Below are 2,383 nucleotides of genomic sequence, written 5' to 3' on the forward strand. Positions count from 1 at the left end.
GCTTGGCATTACCGCGAGTCGTTGCAGGGCGATGAGCCCAACCACTACACCGGGGCGATACCGGTGGCCGATGTGCGTCGCCGTCTGTTCGGCTGGGAGCCTATCGAAGCGGTTTCGGCCGCGATCATCATCACTGATGAGGGTGTGCAGACCATCATGGATGAGACGCGCAAGCAGATCGTGCACCCCGACACCGGCCAGGTTTTGGGTGTGTTCAAGTCGGGCTATCAGTATGTCTTGCATTCCTGACTTCATGTCGCTTATAGTTGACATCAAGGAGGCGTGGAGATGTCACTGAACAAGCAGATGCGGTTGGCTCGAATGAGCTTGGACCTCACCCAAGCGGAACTGGCCAAGATCGTGGGCGTTTCACGGCAGACCATTTCGATGGTCGAGGCCGGCGACCACAACCCAACGCTCAAGCTGTGCATCGACATCTGCAAGGCCCTCCACACGGACCTCAACTCCCTGTTCTGGGAAGAAAGCAGCAACTGACATGGACGAGCGGCAAGAACTCAACGCTGGCAGGGCATCGATGATCGTTCTCGGGTTGATCGCCCTCGTGGCGCTGGGCGTGCTGGTGTACGAATACGTGACGACCAAGGACGTCAACAACGGTTGGGCAATCCTCACACTGCTCGGGTCAGGTGGCATGCTGGCGCTCCTCATGCGGATGATAGGCGGCGCCGAGGCACCCAAGACCTTCTTGGGCAACGAACTCCCCACCGAGGACACCTCGGAGGCCAAGGCGGAGCGCAAGCGGGCTTATCTCATCGACGCAGGGCTCTTCGCCATCGCCATCGCCGCCCTGAGCGTTGTCGGCCTCACCCTCGGTGACACACAGGCCATCGTTCCCGCCTTCCTCCAGGGAACCGCGGGCATGATCGTCGGCGCCGCGCTGTCTCTGGTTGGCGGCTTCGTCATCTACTACGCCTTCAACTACGTGGTGGGCGAGTCTGCGTCGAGATCCGTCGAGAAGCGACTGGCTCGCTACGACGCCGAGTAACGCGTCGCCTCAGAACCGCCGTCGGCCCATCGCCGGCGGCGGTTCTGCGTTCCCGGGGCACGGGTGTTGCCGGGGCAGTGAACCGGCCCCGGCAACACCCCCACCCCCACAGCCCCTAACCGGGTCGTGGGGGTGGGGACCGGCTGTTTTTGTGGGGGGTGGCCGGTAGGATCGGGGTATCCGATACAGGGAGCCTGACCAGCTCCCCTCAAGCCCAGAAAGGGGCGATTTTCCATGACTGCAACTGCTGCAACCGGGTTGGCGTGCGAGGTGTCCTACCGCGACGTGATCGACGGCTTGAAGGCCACCGCGCTGGCGCTGAGCACCACCCGTGACGCGACTCGCCACGTGGAGCTGCTCGCCATCGACGACAAGCTCGTGATCACCGCCACCGTGCCCGATCAGGCCGAGATCCGCGTGCGGATCCCCGCCGCCGGCATCGAGCCCGGCGTACTGCTCGTGGCCCACGCCCAGCTGCAGGCGCTGCTCACTGCCGCGACCAAGGGCGCCTCCAAGCGTGACCTGGACACCGCCACCGTGCGCATCGTCGACACCGCCGGCGACGACGACACCCTCAACGTGGAGCTGTCCGGCTACCAGCTGCCGATCGCCGTGACCCGTGACGTGTCGAGCTACCCGCAGGCCCCCGCCATGCCCGACCCCACCGTCGTCGTCGACCGCGCCGCGTTCACCGCCATGTTCACCCGCGTCCAGCCCGCCGCCGCCACCGACAGCTGCGTACCGCTGCTGACCGGTGTGCAGCTGCACGCCGAACCCAACCGGGTTGTGCTGATCGCCACCGACCGCTACCGGATCTCGCGCGGCCACATCGCCACCGACACCACCAACGCCCACCACAACGGTGTGCTGCCCGGCGCCCTCACCGGCAAGCTGCTCAAACTGCTCGACGGCGACCAGCTGCACATCGGCACCGCCGAACACAACGGCCGCACCTGGACAACGATCGCCACCGACACGATCACCGCCCACCTCGTCGCCCCCACCACCGGCGACTACCCCCGCGTCGCGCAGCTGTTCGACATCAACCCCGACAGCACCCTCACCATCGACCGCACCACCCTCGCCGCCGCAGCCACCCGCACCGCCGCCATCACCAAAGCACTGGCCAGCGGCAGCGTCGGCGCCCGCATCGACGTCACCGCCGACACCCTCACCCTCACCCCCGGCACCGACAAGGGAACCGCCAAAGCACCCGCCATCCCCATCACCCGCGACGGCAACCCTGAACCGTGGGCCAGCGCCGCCAACCCCACCTACCTCGCCGCAGCCCTCACCGCGTTCACCACCGACAACATCGAGATCCACCTCGGCCAACCCCACAAACCTTTCAAACTCCACGACCCCGACGGCACCTTC

The 2,383-nt window shown here is 65.9% G+C and carries 4 protein-coding genes; all 4 read left to right on the forward strand.

The window, feature by feature from the left end; all coding sequences use genetic code 11:
- Window positions 1–249, forward strand: a 249-nt coding sequence (locus tag ABEA30_RS15480) for a DUF932 domain-containing protein (protein WP_345584448.1), incomplete at its 5' end; no start/stop codon positions are given.
- A 39-nt stretch (window positions 250–288) separates the two neighbouring features.
- Window positions 289–495, forward strand: coding sequence for a helix-turn-helix transcriptional regulator (locus ABEA30_RS15485; protein WP_345584450.1), 207 nt, complete (start codon window positions 289–291; stop codon window positions 493–495).
- A 1-nt stretch (window position 496) separates the two neighbouring features.
- Window positions 497–1,006 (forward strand): hypothetical protein, encoded by a 510-nt coding sequence (locus ABEA30_RS15490; RefSeq protein WP_345584452.1) that lies wholly within the window; start codon window positions 497–499, stop codon window positions 1,004–1,006.
- A 234-nt stretch (window positions 1,007–1,240) separates the two neighbouring features.
- Window positions 1,241–2,383: DNA polymerase III subunit beta (locus ABEA30_RS15495; protein ID WP_345584454.1), on the forward strand; the 1,143-nt coding region annotated here is incomplete at its 3' end.

This window comes from Tessaracoccus lubricantis (assembly GCF_039544535.1).
In the GTDB taxonomy this organism is placed as follows: Bacteria; Actinomycetota; Actinomycetes; order Propionibacteriales; family Propionibacteriaceae; genus Arachnia; species Arachnia lubricantis.